This is a genomic window from Nocardia elegans NBRC 108235 (assembly GCF_001612845.1).
Classification (GTDB): domain Bacteria; phylum Actinomycetota; class Actinomycetes; order Mycobacteriales; family Mycobacteriaceae; genus Nocardia; species Nocardia nova.
Map to the genome: position 1 here is coordinate 128,233 of NZ_BDBF01000015.1, position 15,943 is coordinate 144,175.

12 protein-coding genes are annotated in these 15,943 nt (G+C 69.8%); 6 read left to right on the forward strand and 6 right to left on the reverse strand.

Annotated elements, in window-relative coordinates:
• Window positions 1–68: 68 nt before the first annotated feature.
• Window positions 69–4,040 (forward strand): trehalose-phosphatase, encoded by a 3,972-nt coding sequence (gene otsB / locus NE2_RS12970; protein WP_267888182.1) that lies wholly within the window; start codon window positions 69–71, stop codon window positions 4,038–4,040.
• Between the two features lie 129 nt (window positions 4,041–4,169).
• On the opposite strand, the gene NE2_RS12975 is transcribed toward otsB, so the two are convergent.
• Genes NE2_RS12975 through NE2_RS12990 form a run of 4 tightly spaced genes read right to left on the reverse strand, consistent with a single transcriptional unit; the run spans window position 4,170 to window position 6,819 of the window.
• Window positions 4,170–4,745 (reverse strand): hypothetical protein, encoded by a 576-nt coding sequence (locus NE2_RS12975; protein WP_174553934.1) that lies wholly within the window; start codon window positions 4,743–4,745, stop codon window positions 4,170–4,172.
• A complete protein-coding gene (locus tag NE2_RS12980) occupies window positions 4,742–5,425 on the reverse strand; it encodes a hypothetical protein (protein WP_063026151.1) in 684 nt (227 codons plus the stop codon). Before NE2_RS12980 ends, NE2_RS12975 begins: the two co-directional genes overlap by 4 nt.
• The gene (locus tag NE2_RS12985; RefSeq protein WP_030516380.1) at window positions 5,412–6,362 is read right to left on the reverse strand and encodes a universal stress protein; all 951 of its coding nucleotides are present in this window, start codon (window positions 6,360–6,362) and stop codon (window positions 5,412–5,414) included. The genes NE2_RS12980 and NE2_RS12985 overlap by 14 nt, the downstream gene beginning before the upstream one ends.
• Window positions 6,363–6,408: 46 nt before the next feature.
• Window positions 6,409–6,819 carry a hypothetical protein gene (locus NE2_RS12990; RefSeq protein WP_063026152.1) on the reverse strand — a complete coding sequence of 137 codons (411 nt, stop codon included), beginning with the start codon at window positions 6,817–6,819 and terminating at the stop codon, window positions 6,409–6,411.
• A 256-nt stretch (window positions 6,820–7,075) separates the two neighbouring features.
• Between NE2_RS12990 and NE2_RS12995 the strand changes: the two genes are divergently transcribed.
• The 4 genes from NE2_RS12995 to NE2_RS13010 are packed head-to-tail and all read left to right on the forward strand — an operon-like array spanning window position 7,076 to window position 10,373.
• Window positions 7,076–7,834 (forward strand): SDR family NAD(P)-dependent oxidoreductase, encoded by a 759-nt coding sequence (locus tag NE2_RS12995; RefSeq protein ID WP_063026153.1) that lies wholly within the window; start codon window positions 7,076–7,078, stop codon window positions 7,832–7,834.
• Window positions 7,835–7,836: 2 nt separating this feature from the next.
• Entirely contained in the window at window positions 7,837–8,802 is a 966-nt protein-coding gene (locus tag NE2_RS13000) for an Acg family FMN-binding oxidoreductase (RefSeq protein ID WP_063026154.1), read from the forward strand.
• 4 nt (window positions 8,803–8,806) lie between these two features.
• Window positions 8,807–9,412 carry an Rv1733c family protein gene (locus tag NE2_RS13005; protein ID WP_063026155.1) on the forward strand — a complete coding sequence of 202 codons (606 nt, stop codon included), beginning with the start codon at window positions 8,807–8,809 and terminating at the stop codon, window positions 9,410–9,412.
• A gap of 40 nt (window positions 9,413–9,452) precedes the next feature.
• Window positions 9,453–10,373 (forward strand): universal stress protein, encoded by a 921-nt coding sequence (locus tag NE2_RS13010; protein WP_063026156.1) that lies wholly within the window; start codon window positions 9,453–9,455, stop codon window positions 10,371–10,373.
• Between the two features lie 30 nt (window positions 10,374–10,403).
• Here the strand turns inward: NE2_RS13010 and NE2_RS13015 are convergent, their stop codons facing one another.
• Window positions 10,404–12,122: a GAF domain-containing sensor histidine kinase gene (locus tag NE2_RS13015; protein ID WP_063026157.1), complete on the reverse strand. Its 1,719-nt coding sequence runs from the start codon at window positions 12,120–12,122 to the stop codon at window positions 10,404–10,406.
• Between the two features lie 236 nt (window positions 12,123–12,358).
• Between NE2_RS13015 and NE2_RS13020 the strand changes: the two genes are divergently transcribed.
• A complete protein-coding gene (locus NE2_RS13020) occupies window positions 12,359–14,863 on the forward strand; it encodes a cation-translocating P-type ATPase (protein WP_063026158.1) in 2,505 nt (834 codons plus the stop codon).
• 7 nt (window positions 14,864–14,870) lie between these two features.
• Here NE2_RS13020 and NE2_RS13025 read toward each other — a convergent pair whose 3' ends face one another.
• On the reverse strand, window positions 14,871–15,875 hold the full coding sequence (locus NE2_RS13025; RefSeq protein ID WP_063026159.1) for an Acg family FMN-binding oxidoreductase: 1,005 nt from the start codon (window positions 15,873–15,875) through the stop codon (window positions 14,871–14,873).
• Between the last annotated feature and the right edge of the window lie 68 nt (window positions 15,876–15,943).

Genomic DNA, 15,943 nt, shown 5'->3' on the forward strand with positions numbered 1-15,943 from the left:
ACCGGTGGCCGTGCGGATGAGGACTTGTGTACCTTGCCGGGGCCCGCGCACGGGCGGAGGCTGGGGGAGTGCACCCTGACAAACCGGTGGCCGGGCCGGTGATCGACGCGCGTCGCTACGACGCGGTGATCTTCGATATGGACGGCGTGGTCACCGACACGGCATCCGTCCACGCCGCGGCGTGGACCCAGGTGTTCGACGGATTCCTCGCCGCCCGCAAGCCCGGTCCCGGCGAGAACTGCGCCCCGTTCACCGCCTCGGACTACCAGGACTACGTCGACGGCAAGCCGCGGTACGACGGTGTCGCGGATTTCCTTGCCTCCCGGGCGATCTCACTGCCGCGCGGCGAGCCGTCGGATACGGCGGCCGACGCCACGATCTGCGGACTCGGAAACGGCAAGGACGAGGTGTTCCTCGCCCGGATCGCCGAATCGGGCGTACCGGTGTTCGCCACTACGGTGGCCCTGGTGCGCCGCCTGCGCGCCGCCGGGGTGCGGACCGCGGTGTTCTCGGCCAGCCGCAACGCGGCCCAGGTGCTCGACGCCGCGGGGCTGGGGGATCTGTTCGCCGTGCGGGTGGACGGTGTCGTGGCCGAAGAACTCGCGCTGCCGGGCAAGCCGGACCCGGCCACCATGGTGCTGGCCACGCAGCGGCTGGGCGCCGAACCCGAGCGGACGGTCGTCGTCGAGGATGCCGAGGCCGGGGTGAGCGCCGGGCGGCGCGGCGGCTTCGGACTGGTGATCGGCATCGAACGCGGCGGAGATCCGGACCGGCTGCTGTGCACCGGAGCCGATGTCGTGGTCGCCGATGCCGACGAGATCCGGGTGCGCAGTGGTTTCCGCCGCCTGTCGGAGATCGCGGACGCGCTGGCGTGGTGGCCGTCGATCGCCGACGCCGTCGAGGACGAGCACGTCGCGGTGCTCCTGGATTTCGACGGCACGATCTCGGAGATCGTGCCCGATCCCGATGCGGCGATCCCGATCGAGGGGGTGCGCGCCACCTTGGCCGCGCTGGCCGCGCGGTGTCCCGTCGCCGTGATCAGCGGTCGCGGACTCGAAGATCTGCGCGCGCGCGTGGGCGTCGAGGGAATCTGGTACGCCGGTAGCCACGGCTTCGAACTGATGGCGCCCGACGGCACCGAACACGTACACGAAGGCGGCCCGAAGGCGGAGCGGGCGCTGGTGCAGGCGGCGGCCGAACTCGCCGAGCGGCTGAGCCGGATTCCCGGAGTGCTGATCGAGCCGAAGCGATTCGCGGTCGCCGTCCATCACCGCAAGGTCGCCGCCGATGCCGTGGCGACGGTGGTGGCCACCGTGCACGACATCGCCCGCGGGCAGGGTTTGCGCGTGACCGCGGGTCGCAAGGTCACCGAATTGCGTCCGGATGTGGACTGGGACAAGGGCCGAGCCCTGCACTGGGTGCTGGATCTGGTGGGTCGCTCGGTGATGCCGGTGTACCTCGGTGACGATCTGACCGACGAGGACGCGTTCGACGCGATCCAGGTCACCGGCATGCCGCTCGTGGTTCGCCACGGCGATACCGGCGACCGGCGCACCGCGGCGCGGTTCGCCCTCGACAGTCCCGCGCGCGCCGGCGAATTCCTGGAGCGGATCGCCGAATTGCTCACCGGGGAGAGCGACTGGGCGGTGGGACGGTCGTGGCTGCTCACCTACGACGGCTACGACCCCGATGCCGAGCGGCTGCGCGAAGCGCTGTGCGCGGTGGGCAACGGCTACCTCGTCACCCGCGCGGCCGCACCGGAGACGCGTGCCGGAGTCCACCACTATCCCGGCACCTATGTCGCGGGGATCTACAACCGGCTCGGCGACGATATCGCCGGGCGGCACGTCGAGAACGAGAGCCTGGTGAATCTGCCGAACTGGCTTCCGTTGACCTGGCGCGTCGCCGACGAGGAATGGTTCGATGTCGATGGTGTCGAATTGCTGGACTACACACAGCAATTCGATATGCGCCAGGGGCTGCTCACCCGCCGGCTGCGCTGTCGCGACACCGCGGGCCGGATCACCGCGGTGGTTCAGCAACGTTTCGCGTCGATGGACTCCCCGCACACGTGTGCGATGCGAACCTCCCTGACGCCGGAGAACTGGAGCGGGCCGCTCACGGTCCGCTCGTCGATCGACACCTCGGTTCGCAACACCGGAGTCGACCGGTACCGCGACCTGTCCGGAACGCATCTGAGCGAACTGCGCATCGACACCCCGGACGCCCACACCGTGTGCGCGCTGATGCGGACCACGCAGTCACTGGTCACCGTCGCGGTGGCCACCCGGACCACCGTGACCTCGGAGGCGCAGGAGACGGCCGGCTCCGCACTCGCCGACGGCGCGGCCGGCCACGATTTCGTCGTGCCCGCCGAATCCGGTCGCGACATCGTCGTCGACAAGACGGCAGCGGTGTTCACCGGCCGCGACCGCGCCATCTCCGCACCCGACGAGGCCGCCGCGCGCCTGCTCGACGAGGCGCCGGGCTACGACGCGCTCTGCGCCGCGCACACCGATGCCTGGGAGCATGTGTGGCGGCGCCTGCGCATCGATCTGGATGCCAGTGAGGAATCGGTGCGAGCGCTGCGGCTGCATGTCCTGCAGGTGGCGCAGACGCTGTCGCGCCACACCGCCGACCTCGATGCCGGGGTGCCGGCGCGGGGCCTGCACGGCGAGGCCTACCGCGGTCACGTGTTCTGGGACGAGCTGTTCGTCCTGCCGGTGGTGAGCCTGCGCGACCCGGCGCTGACGCGAGAACTGTTGCGGTACCGCTATCGCCGGCTGCCGCAGGCGCGTGCCGCGGCCCGCGCCCAGGGCTGTCGCGGCGCCCTCTTTCCGTGGCAATCCGGCAGTGACGGCCGGGAGGAGAGTCAGCGCCTGCACCTGAATCCTCGTTCGGGACATTGGAATCCGGATGCCAGCGCTCGCGCTCAGCATGCCGGTCCGGCGGTGGCCTACAACGTATGGCACTACTATCAGGCCACCGGAGACCGGGCGTTCCTCGTCGAGTTCGGCGCCGAACTGCTGGTGGAGATCGCCCGATTCTGGTCCGACCGCGCCACCTACGATCCCGCCGACGACCGGTATCACATCCGCGGCGTCATCGGACCCGACGAATTTCATTCCGGCTATCCCGGGAAGCCCTATCAGGGGATCGACGACAACGCCTACACCAATGTCATGGCGGTGTGGGTCATCCGGCGGGCGCTGGACGCGGTCGAACTGCTGCCGCCGCGCGTGCGGTCGGAACTGCTGGACCGCCTCGCGGTGCCGGCCGTCGAATCGGAGCGCTGGGCCGAGGTCGCCGATCGGATGTTCGTGCCCTTCCACGACGGGGTGATCAGCCAGTTCGCCGGATACGACCGGCTGGCGGAACTGGACTGGGACGACTACCGGCGCCGCTACGGCGACACGAGCCGGCTCGACCGCATCCTCGAGGCCGAAGGTGACGACGTCGACCGGTATCGGGTGGCGAAACAGGCCGATGTCCTGATGCTGTTCTATCTGTTCTCCGCCGATGAGCTGGGGCGGTTGTTCGCCGGGCTCGGTTACGACTTCGGCGGTGCGGACATCCCGCGCACCGTCGACTACTACCTGGCCCGCACCTCGCACGGCTCGACGCTGAGTGCCGTCGTCCACGCCTGGGTGCTGGCCCGGGCGAACCGGGACCGCGCGATGGAATTCTTTGCCAGCGTCCTGGAATCCGATATCGCCGATATTCAGGGCGGCACCACGGCCGAGGGCATTCATCTGGGCGCCATGGCGGGCAGTATCGATCTGGTGCAGCGCTGCTTCACCGGACTGGAGACCCGTGACGACCGCCTGATCTTCGCCCCGTCCTGGCCGCCGGAACTGGGCACGCTGACCTTCGCGATCATCTACCACGGCCATCGCCTGACCGTGCGCATCGACGCCCGGCGGATCGAGATCAGCTCCGATACGGACGGAGCGCGTTCGATCACGATCGAATGCCGCGGCCGCACCGTCGTGCTGGCGACCGGGGAGAGCGTCACGCTGCCGGCGACCGACGAACACTGACAGCGCGAACACTGACAGCGCGAACACTGACAGCGCGAACACCGGCAGCGAGAACACCGGCAGCGCGAACACCGACAGCATGGGAGCGCCGAACCGTCCGGGCGGAGGTTCGGCGCGTCGTGCTTCGAATTACGCTGCGGTCGAACGGAATTCGGTGACCTGCCACCATTCCGTGCCGCCCGCGGTGTGACCGGTGGCCGCCACCGGCAGGTCGCGGCGGCGCAGGCCGGGCAGCACTCGATAATCGATCGAGCCCGGGACGCTGACCAGGGCGAGCACCCGCCACAGCGCGCGGGCGTAGGCGTCGGCGGACGCCGCCCCGTCCCATTCGTAGAGCCCCCGGTACACGCCGCGTTGATCGTGCGCCAGCCACAATTTGCTGATCATGCCCGGGAATCCGGCGAAGAGCACGGTGTTGAGGATGCTCTCGCGACGGAACCACGCATGCCCGCGTCCGCGCACGCCTCGCAGCTCGAAACGCACCAGCAGCACACACGGTTCGGGCGAGGGGATCCGATCGATCACGGTTTCCTGGTAGACGTAGGCCGACGTTCCGTCGCCGAAACTCAGCCACGTCCCGACGTTCCGGGCCGGGCAGTGGATGCGGTGGCGTGCCAGCAGCCCGACGGTCGTGATCATGCACCGGCCGACCGCGAGGAAGGCCGGCGCGATCGGCAGTGGTGTCGGTGTGCCGGTGGTGGTCACGGTGTCTTGCTCCCGATCCGCACGGGTTCGGCGACGGGGTGCGCTTCGGCGCGTTCCTTGATGCCGCGCAACATCTTCTGCTCCATCACCAGACTGCCCGGTTCCAGGAAGAAGGTGTCGAACAGTCGCAGCGCGGTCGAGGCGCCGGGCGTCGCGATCCGATTGCGGCTGACCAGGCGGGTGCCCTCCGGGCACGGATACAGCCCGAATTCCCAGATCCAGTTCCCGTCGTCGGTGCGGAAGACGAGCGTTCGCTCGGGCTCGAGCACCGCCACCCGGGACGGGGTGCTGTCGGAATTCACCGTGACGACGTCACCGACGGCGAGGTCCTGGAACTGCGGCAGGATCGACCGGGCGCTGTGCACGTCGACACCCAGGAGCCGGTCGATCCAGTCGTAGCTGTAGATCCCGCCGCGTCCCGGCCCGAACTGCACGAGCCAGGGCCAGACCGCGGACGGATCGGCCTCGATCGTGATCGCCCGGGTCGAGAGCATGTCGGGAAGCAGGAGCAGATCGTCGCCGGGCATGCGGCGGCGCACCTCCTCCTCGGTCGCGCCCCAGCTCAGACACCACCGGCGGGCGAAGAGCCGGTAGCCGGTGGCCAGCCCGCCCAGAAACGATGCGACGCCGACCGCGGCCGCGGCACCGCGCCGGGCCGCCGAATGCTCAGTCCTTGTCATGCGCCTGCTTCTCCTCGGGCGAACGCACCACCATGACGGGGCATTTCGCATGCTGGACAAGAGAATTCGACACCGAACCCAGCAGCAGCCCGCGGAAGCTGCCGCGGCCGTGGCTGCCGACCACGATGAGCTGCGCGGATTCGCTCCACCGCTGCAGATGGGCAGCGGGCTCGGCCATGCTGATGTGCCGGCGCACCGAGACATCCGGATACTTCTCCTGCCAGCCGGCCAGTCGTTCGGCGAGGATCGCTTCCTCGTTGACCTCGATATCCGACATCGGGAACCAGGTGTACGGGTCGCCGACGAACGAGCCGAAGGTCAGATCGCTCCACGCGTGCACGGCGACCAGTTCGGCGCCGCGCTCGGCGGCTTCCTCGAACGCGGCCGCCACGGCGCCCTCGCTGAGCGGGCTGCCGTCGACGCCGACCACCACCGGGCCGGTCTCGCGCGGTCGTGACTGCTGCTCGGACTCGGTGCGTACCACCACGACCGGGCCCTCGGCGTGGCTGGTGACCGACAGCAGAATCGAACCGATGTGGGTGCCGAAACCGCCGGCGCCCTGTGCGCCCAGGGCTACCAGATAACCGGTGGCGCTGTGCCGCAACAGCATTCGCGCCGGATGCTCGGAGGAGACCTCCGTGCTGACCTGGACCTCGGGCAGGGTGTCGCGGACGGCGAGCGCCTCGCGGGCGACCAGGGCGGCGCCGTGGGCGCGCAGGCGTTCCAGGACCGCCGGCTCGGAAATGTCGTAGTTGTTGAAAACCCGGCTCGCGCTCGGCAGGTCGAGTCCGTAGGCGATGCGCAGGTCACGTCCTCGGTCGCGGGCGACCTCGGCCGCCCACAGCAGCGCGGTGCGGGCACCGGCCGACCCGTCGACACCGACCACGATCGGCGCGGAGACGAGGTGGTGCGCGTCGTCCGCATACTGAGAGCTCATCGGTATTTCCTTTCACCCTGATCGATCCGCCGCGCGCATATGCCGGTCATGATTCGATCTCCTCGGTTTTGATATGCAGTCCCAGCCCGGCGACGACGATGCCGAGGACGAGATACAGCGGCTGCGCCCAGTCCAGCGTGCGGAGCGCGGTCATCTCGGCGAGCAACCAGCAGATCAGCAGTAAGCCGCTGATCACCGCGGCCGTGGCGACGCGCCGATCACCGGTGAGGGCGCCGCCCGCGGTGACCGCCATCGGTATCCCGACGATGAGCGCGAAGGCCACCGCTCCGGCGGCTACGCCGGGCCCGGCCGGAGTGCTGTCCAGCGGCGCGCTCAGATGCAGGCCGATGCCCAGCGCGACCGCGAGCGCGAAGACACTCGCCGCGACCACACCTGCGGACCCGGCCAGCAACACATGCCAGCGTCCGATGCCGTCGCTGCGAGTGATTCCTGCCATACCCCGACCTTTCCCGACGCCGGGGAAGGGCCGCCAGGGCCTTTGGTCCCGCGCTGCCGCCCCGAGGGTCCACCGGAGCCGGCCGATGCGGCGAGCGCCCGCCGCTCACGGCGCCGGATCCGATCGGCGCGACGACTGCCCGGCGGTCACGACTGTCCGAAGACTCGGCGTTCCGGTGACTTTCGGCCGTGCCCCGCCCACCGCCCGGGGCGCGATGCTGAGTGCGACAACGCACCAGTGAAAGGGGCGACAGACAATGGGCACGTTCAGTGGTCGCAGTGCGATCGTCACCGGGGGCGCGCGGGGCATCGGTGCCGCCGTGGCGGCCGAGCTCGCCAAGGAGGGGCTCGGCGTGGTGATCGCCGATCTCCTCGAACGCGACGGCACCGCCACAGCGACGGCCCTGGGCGCCGGCGCGATCTTCCGCCGCCTCGACGTCGCCGACGAAGATGCCTGGCAGCGGGTGATCGCCGACGCCGAAGCCACGTTCGGCCCGCTGGCCGTCCTGGTGAACAACGCCGGCATCGTCGATTTCGGCGGCGTGGACACCGAGCCACCCACGATGTTCCGCCACGTTTTGGATGTGAACCTGTACGGCTCGTGGCTCGGCATGCACCTGGCCGGTCCGCGCCTGCGCGCAGCCGGCGGCGGAGTAGTGGTCAACATTTCCTCGACCGCCGGCCTGATGGGGTACGCGGGCATCGGCGCCTACGTCGCCAGCAAATGGGGATTGCGCGGACTGACCAAGGCGGCGGCGCTCGAATGGGGACCGTCGAAGATCCGGGTCTGTTCGGTGCATCCCGGCCCGATCCGCACCGCGATGACCGCCGGGATGGACGAATCCGTCACGGCCGCACAACCGTTGGCCCGTTTCGGGGAACCCGAAGAAGTCGCCGCCATGGTCCGGTTCATCGTCACCGAGGCGACGTTCTCCACGGGATCGGAATTCGTGGTGGACGGCGGCGCGACGACCGGCCAGGTACTGGATCTGCCCACCGCGGTAGGAGACCGATGATCATGACGAGACATCCGGACTACGACACCCTGATGACGGCGGTGGACCTGGCGGTGCGCGCACCGTCGGTGCACAACAGCCAGCCGTGGCTGTGGCGCATCGGGGACGACACCGTTCAGCTGTACGCCGACACCAGCCGGCAGCTGCGGCGGACCGACCCCGACCAGCGCGATCTGATCGTGAGTTGCGGTGCGGCACTGCATCATCTGCGGGTCGCGGCCGCGGCGCTGGGCTGGGCGACGGTGGTGCATCGATTGCCGAACCCGGCGGTGCCGGAACACCTGGCGGCCGTGGAATTCCGGCCCGCCCCGGCGACGGCCGAAGCGGTCGGCCTTTCCCGCGCGATCCCGCTGCGCCACAGCGACCGCCGCCACTACACCTCCTGGGAGGTGCCCGGCATTCACATCGGCTCCTTGACGGCCGCCGCGGCGGCGAACGGCGTGCTGGTCCGCGATGTGGTCGCCGACGGCGAGCGGGTGCGGCTGCTGCACGCCTTCGAACGTGCCGCCGCCGCGCACAACGCCGACGCCGGCTACCGCGCCGAATTGGCGCGCTGGAGTGGCCATCACGCGGCACCCGACGGCGTTCCGGCCCGCAGTGCAGTCGCCGCGACCGACGCGTCGGCCCGGCCGTTCGCCGATCCCCGGCTGCCGGAGGCGGTGGTCCGCGATATCGCCGACGCCGATCACATGCTCGTGCTCTACACCGCGGGCGACGACACGGTGAGCCGGCTGCGCGCCGGGGAGGCGACCAGCACAATTCTGCTGGCCGCGACCACATTCGGGCTGGCGACCTGCCCGCTCAGCGAACCGCTCGAAATTCCGGAGGTGCGCGCGGACCTGCGCACCGACCTCCTCGACGACAGCGGATATCCGCAGATGATCATCCGAATCGGCTGGGCCGCAACCGGTTCCCCGCTGTCACCGACACCACGACGACCGCTCGACGACGTCGTGACCCGGCTGTGAGGAGATGACCGACATGATGACGCGGTATCCGCCGTTGGCACTGCGCGCGTGGCGCACGGGTCCGTGGGCGGCGAACCGGCTGATGCGGCCGTCGGACCGGATCGAGGCCGTCATCCGGATCCTGGCCGTGGTGGTGGTTCTCGGCGCGGTGCCGGTCTGCGCGGCGATGGGCACCGCCCGCTACACCGATGCCGCCGTGCAGATTCGCGACGAGAACGCGGCCAAGACGGCGGTCGCCGCCACGATCGTTGCCGATCCGGTTCGCACGACGGCGACGTCGATGGACGTCTCCGCCGATCGATACGAGGCCACGGTTCGGTGGACGCACGACGGGCATTCCGCCGAAGCCACGACGCCCGTGGCGGCGACCGCGCATCCCGGGCAGCAACTGACCATGTGGCTGGCGCCCGACGGCCGCCCGACCGCCGCGCCGCTACCCGCCGACACCGCCGCGATGCGCGGGGTCGGGCTGGGAATGGCCACATTCGTCGAAATTTGTTTCGCCACAGCGGCACTGGTATGGCTGACGGCCTGGGCCTTCGCTATCCGGCATCGTGCCGGCTGGGCCCGGGAATGGCGAAATATCAGCCGCCCCATCGGAACTCCGTGAACACCCGATCCACAACCACCCGATCCACGAGGAGAACATCATGACCGAGCACCACGCGGTACCGCAGCGGCACACCGATTCGCCGATCGTCGCCGCGGTCGACGGCTCGGCCGTCGGCTACCACGCGGCCGCCTGGGCCGCCGCCGACGCCGCACTGCGCGACTGCCGCCTGCATCTGGTCACGTCGATCTCGGTCGCGGGCGGGCTGGGTCCCGCACCGATCCTCACCGAGGACGATATGAGCTGGCTGCGCGTGGACGCCGAACGCATCCTCGTCGAGGCCGCCCGCATCGCCCGCGCCGCCACACCGGACCGCACGCCGGTGATCACCACCGAGATCACCACCGACGCGATCATCGGGCACCTGATCGCACAGTCCGATCAGGCGCAGGGGATCGTGGTGGGCAGCCGTGGCCTGGGCGCCATCCGGCGCGGCCTGCTGGGGTCGGTGTCCTCCGCGATCATCCGGCACGCGAATTGCCCGGTGACCGTGGTGCATTCGATCTCGGCGACGGATGCCGTCACGGCGGTGAAGCCGGTTCTCGTCGGCGTCGACGGCACGGCGAACAGTGTGCCTGCGCTCGAACTCGCCTTCGAGGAGGCGTCGCGGCGCACTGTGGGGCTGGTGGTGCTGCACGCGTGGAGCGACCGCAGCAGCGGCCTCGATCCGGCGATCGTCGGCTGGGACGCGATCCGGGAATCCGAGGATGCGGTACTGGCCGAAACGCTGGCCGGATACTCCGAACGGTATCCGGATGTGAAGGTGCGTCGCGAAATGGTGCTCGACCGGCCGGTGCGTTCCCTGCTCGATGCGTCGGAGAACGCGCAGCTGGTGGTCGTCGGCAGCCACGGCCGCGGCGGATTCACCGGCATGCTGCTCGGCTCCACCAGCGCGGCATTGGCGCAATCGGTGGAATGCCCCATCACCGTGGTACGGCAACCGGCCGGAAAGACCGCGTAACAACAGGTTCGGTAGCAGTCGGCGGGGTGGTCAGCTCAACGGAGCCGACCACTCCAGCCGCGTACCCGGCCGCCGCGAGCCCGCCCCGCGGGGAACGGCGCGGAAGGCGCCGCCCAGCGAGCGCGCGCGTTCGGCGAGATTGGTCAGCCCGCTGGGGGTGATGTTGTCGCCGATACCGCAACCGTCGTCGGTGACGGTGATCGTCAGGTCGTCCCCGACACCGATCACAACCTCCAGCGTCGTGGCGCCGGCGTAGCGAACGGTGTTGCTGACCGCTTCGCGCACAACGGCTTCCGCGTGGTCGGCCAGCTGCGAACCAACCACCGACAGCGGTCCGGCCACCCGCAGCGAGGTTCTGATGTCGACATCTCCGCACTGCTGGCGGATCGCCTCCTCGATGCGCTGGCGCATCCGGGTGCTGGTCCCACCGTGTAGATCGAAGATGGAGGTGCGGATCTCCTGTACCACGTCCTGTAAGCCGTCGATCGCGTCGGTGAGCCGGGCCTTGACCTCGGGAACGCGGGTGCGCGGCACCGCGCCCTGGAGCGAAAGGCCGATGGCGAACAATCGCTGGATGACGTGATCATGGAGATCCCGGGCGATCCGGTCCCGGTCGGTGAGCACGTCGAGTTCGCGAACGCGCTGCTGGGTGGCCGCCAGCTGCATGGCCAGTGCGGCTTGGTCGGCGAAGGCGGCCGCCAATTCCAGCATCTCGTCGTCGTAAGGCGCGGTGTCCTTCGCGCGGACGGCGATGAGAATCCCCTGCGGGGTATCACGCGTGTGCAGGGGGACCAGCAGCACGGGTCCGCCGGTGGGGAACAGTGCGGCGAAGTCGAGGTCGCTGACATCATCGAACCGCAGCGGCTTCCGTTCGGTGAAGGCCGCGCCGATCGTGCCGGTGACATCGAGTGAACGCCCTGCGGCGTCGGTCTGTTCGCCCGAGGACTGGTCGACGATGAGTTCGGTGACTTCCTCGGCAGGCACGTCGGTGTCGGTGACCGTTGCGAGCAGCACCCATTCCGAGCCGGTCAGTACCCGCACGTGGTCGACCAGATGTGCCAGCACGCTGGCGGGCTCGTCGGCGGCGAGAAATTCCGTCGTCAGATCGCGGGTGGCCTCGATCCATGCCTGCCGGTTGCGGGCGGCCTCGTAGAGCCGCGCGTTCTCGATGGCGATGCCCGCGGCGGCGGCGAGCGCCTGCACGATCAGCTCGTCGTCCTCGGTGAATTGCTGACCGCCGGCCTTCTCGGTGAGGTACAGGTTGCCGAAGGTCTCGTTGCGGATGTGCACCGGAACACCGAGGAAGGTACGCATCGGAGGATGGTGGGCCGGGAAGCCGACCGAGGACGGATGATGAGCGAGATCCTCGAGCCGGATCGGTTTCGGCTGGGTGAACAGCATGCCCAGCACGCCGTGTCCCTCCGGCAGATCGCCGATGAGCCGACGGGTCGGCTCGTCGATGCCTTCGTAGATGAACTGTTGCAGGTGCTCGTCGTGGCCGCGAACCCCGAGTGCACCGTATTGCGCATCGACCAGGCTGATCGCGGCGTGCACAATGGTGCGAAGCGTCTCGGCCAGGTCGAGTCCCGCGGTGACCGACAACATGGCCTCGACCAGACCATCCATCCGATCCCGCGAATCCATGATCTCATCGACGCGGTCGCGCACCTCGGCGAGCAGCTCGCGCAGCCGCAGCTGCGAAAGGGTGTCGCGCACCGAGTAGGAACCGGTTCGCTCTTCGTCGGGCATGTCGTCAGTCCTGCTCTCCACTGTCCGAATGCGCGAAACGTCGGTGTTTACGCTTGCGAAAAGCCTACCGCGCTCCTTCGTGCCGCGACACATATCGGCAAGCCGGACGGCGGATGCCGCCCCGACGAAGGTCGCCTCGCGGGCCGCCGAAAGGCCCTGGCTTCGGAGGACCCTGAGGCGGATCGTCGAACTGTGAGGAGCTGCTACGGCACATCCCGTCGGAAAGGTGTCGCGCGATGACCGGTTCCAGCACCACTCGGACACTGCCGGAGGGGCTGACGTCGGCCGAGGCGGCTCGGCGGTTGGCCCGCGACGGCGCCAACACCGTGCCGCGCCGGCCGCCGGCGCCGTGGTGGCGACGGGTGCTGCGGCAGTTGCGAGACCCGCTGATCCTGGTGCTGCTCGTCGCCGTGGTGCTCACGGTGGCAACCGGGGACTGGACCGATATGGCGGTCATCCTGCTGGTCATCGTGGTCAACACGGCGGTCGGCGTCGGCCAGGAGATCCGTGCTCAGCAAGCCATCTCGGCGCTGGAGCAACTGACCGCACCCACCGCGCGGGTGATCCGCGATCGCGAGCAACGGCAGATACCGGCGGCCGACGTGGTGGTGGGCGATATCGTCGTGCTCGGGGAAGGAGATATCGTCGCCGCGGACGCGACGGTCGTCGAGGCCGCCGCGCTGATGCTCGACGAGTCGGCGTTGACCGGGGAATCGTTGCCGGTCGACAAATCCGTGGGCGGCGACCCGGACCTGTCGGCGGGCACCGTCGTCGTCAAGGGCAGGGGGATCGCGGTGGTCACCGCGATCGGCGCCGCCAGTGCCACCGGCCGCATCGCCGGGCTGCTGGACCGCCGGACCGGCCCGACACCGCTGCAACGACGTCTGGTCGACATCGGGCGCCTGCTGGCCGCGGTCACGGTCGTGCTGTGTGTGGTGGTGTTCGCGCTGGGGATGGTTCGTCATCAACCGCTGGAACTGATGTTGGTGACCGCGATCAGCCTCGCCGTGGCGGCGGTTCCGGAATCGCTGCCGGCGGTGGTCACCCTCGGACTGGCGCTGGGCGCCCGCCGCATGGCGGCCCACCGTGCTCTGGTCCGCACGCTGCCCGCGGTCGAGACGCTGGGTTCGGTCACCGTGCTGGCGACCGACAAGACGGGAACGCTCACCGAGGGCCGGATGGTCGTCGGAGATATCTGGACGGTGGCGCGGCGGTCGTCGGAGGACGATCCGGCGGTCGTCGAACTGCTGGCGGCCGCTGTGTTGTGCAACGACGCGCAGTTCGTCGCACCCACCTCCGAGACGGACGAGACGACGGTGCTGGGCGACCCGACCGAAGCCGCATTGCTCTGTGCCGCAACCGATGCCGGCATCGATGAACGGGAGTTGCGGAGCCGGCAGCCGCGCGTCTCGGAACTGCCGTTCGACAGCGATCGCAAGCGCATGACGACCGTGCACCGCCTACCGGACGGGACCTACCGCACCGTGTGCAAAGGCGCGCCCGAGGCCGTTGTGCGCGAGGGGCTGGTCGATGCCGGCCCGTCGCTGCGCGCCGAGGCGCTGGAACATGCGGCCGCCTTCGCCGGCCAGGGATACCGGGTGCTGGCGGTCGCCGCGGCGGATCGTCCGGAGGCCCCCGGCGATCATCCGGAGGACGGCCTGCACCTGCTGGGCCTGGTCGCGATTCTGGATCCGCCGCGGGAGGAGGCCGCCGCGACGGTGGCGGCCTGTCGCCGCGCCGGGATCCGGCCCATCCTGATCACCGGCGATCATCCCGGCACCGCCGCGGCTGTCGCCGCCGACCTGGGCATTCTGGCCAGTGGTGAGGCTGTCGTCGACGCGCGGGGCGCGAGCGACGCCGAACTGGGCAGCGCCGCGGTGTTCGCGCGCGCGACACCGGACCGCAAACTCGACATCATCAACACCCTGCAGGCCGGCGGCCAGATCGTCGCCATGACCGGGGACGGGGTCAACGACGGCCCCGCGCTGCGGCGCGCCGATATCGGGGTGGCGATGGGCCGGCGCGGTACCGAGGTGGCGCGTCAGGCCGCCGATCTCGTGCTGGCCGACGACAACCTCGACACCCTGGTGGTCGCCGTCGAGGAGGGCCGCCGCGTCTACGCCAATATCCGGCGCTTCCTGATCTACGGCCTCTCCGGTGGGGCGACGGAAATCGCGGTCATGCTGTTCGGCCCGCTGTTCGGACTCGCGCTGCCGCTGCTGGCCGCCCAGATCCTGTGGGTCAATCTGCTCACCCACGGTCTCACCGGGGTCGCTCTCGGTGGTGAACCGGCCGATCCGGCGATCATGCGGCGCTCGCCGCGCCCGCCCGCGCAGAGCATCCTCGGCGCGGGCCTGTGGCAGCGGATTCCGCGCATCGCGTTCGTCCTCACGGTGATCACGCTCGCGGTGGCGGTGTGGGCCCACCACACCGATCGGCCCTGGCAGACGATGGCCTTCTTCACGTTGGGTGTCACCCAGCTCGGTGTGGCGCTGGGATCGCGCACGCGTCCGTGGTCGACGGCCAATCCGCTGTTGCCGGTGGCGATCGCGGTCTCGTTCGCGCTGCAGGTCGCCGCGGTGTATCTGCCACTGCTGCAGCGGCTGCTGGAGACCGAGGCGCTGAGCTTCACCGACCTGCTGGTGGTGAGCGGCGTCTCGGTGTTCGGCTACGCCGCCGTCCGGATGGATCGGTTTCTGCATCCGGGATCGGAGCGTGAAGCCGGCGCCGGTTCGAGCTGAAGCAGCTTCACCGGCCGGTGAAGGTCAGCACCTCGTCGACGGCGCGGCGCGGGGTCGAGGGCGGGCCCGGCTCGTCCGTTGGCGAGCTGCCGATGCGGACGAGGACCTGCGGGAAACCGTGATGTGAGAGCAGCGCCGCGAGGGCGCGGCGGGCCGCCGGCACCTCTGTGAGGTGAGTGACCGGGCAGGTTCCCAATCCGGCGGCGGTGCATTCGAGCAGTACCGCCGACAGCGCCTCGCCGGTGCGGAGCCAGTACGCTCGCGAATCCTCCGGCGAGCTGATCGCGACGAGCCGGGCGTGGTCGAGGCGACCGGGCCGGCGTTCCGAATGCGGCCCCGCGGGGAACGTCCGGGCGACATCGACTCGCGCGAGTTCGGCGTCGGAGATCAGACCGCTGGCGGGGACGCCCTCGGTCGCCTCGAAATTCCCTGTCCACCAATGCAATTCGTCCTGATACATCCAGTCGTCACGGCGAGCCGCCGAGGCGGTGCGCGAGATCGCGGCGACTTGGGTGCGGGCGTCGCCGGCGAATTCGTCGAAGTCGAGCCCGTGCGGGGTGACGAGAGCGCGCAGCCTCGGCGCCATTTGCTCCCAGTGTCTCGGCGCGTCCATCGGCAGCCGATCGGTGTATCGGCGGGTGATGGCCGCCGCGCGGTGCGGGATTCCGTTCGGTGGATCGGACCAGGGCCGGAAGTCCAGGACCGCCAGCAGGTCGGGTCGCGCGGGATCCGGCATCCGCACGATATCGGTGTGCCAGTCCCGCGCGGCGAGCGCGGTCCGGGCGTGGTGCAGTACCACGCCGCAGCTGATCACCTGCTCGCGGCCGTGCGGATCGGCTCCGGGCAGGACGCGATCGGGATCGGAGTACAGGAGCATCCGATCCCGGTCGAATATCCAGCGCCAGGGTTGAGTGTTGTGGACCGAGGGTGCTCGCTGCGCCAGCTCGACCACTGCCGCGACCGTCCGGTCGTCGGGCTTGTCGACGATTGTCGAAGGCTTTGCCGTGGTCATGGTGTCCAGTCTCACAACCACGAGGCGACCCGGATACGGGCGTTGATCCCGGCAAGTGGGGCCGATGG